Here is a 391-nt window from a genome sequence, read left to right on the forward strand (position 1 = left end):
GTAACACTTTCACTAGTCGTTGCACTTACCTCAGAATGTGTAGTTTCAGAATTAGCTGCTTCCGAACTAGCTGTGCTTGTGACTTCAGAGCTTGGTTTTTCAGAGACTGTTTCTGTTGAAGCCCCTTCAGAGGTGACCACTGGTGTTTCTGACACAGTGGCAACCTCGCTCGAAGCGGTAGCAGCTGTGTTTTCTACAGGTTTAGTTGTGGCTTCATTACTTGCTGGAGCCTCAACGTCAATAGCGCCTTCTTTGATGATGGCTTCAACAGTTGCTTCATTAACAGGTGTAGGTTGTTCTTCAGCTGAAGCGTAGCTGAGTCCTGCAAAACTCAATCCCAAAGCAAGTCCTGTCACTGCAATAGTTACCCAATGTTTTTTAACTTTGTGAA

The 391-nt window shown here is 45.0% G+C and carries 1 protein-coding gene; it reads right to left on the minus strand.

Features of this window, described 5'->3' with window-relative positions:
- Positions 1-391, minus strand: a 391-nt coding sequence (locus AX662_RS07220; RefSeq protein WP_197414685.1) for a KxYKxGKxW signal peptide domain-containing protein, incomplete at both ends; no start/stop codon positions are given.

Origin of the sequence: Streptococcus sp. CCH5-D3, from assembly GCF_001556435.1 — a bacterium.
In the GTDB taxonomy this organism is placed as follows: domain Bacteria; phylum Bacillota; class Bacilli; order Lactobacillales; family Streptococcaceae; genus Streptococcus.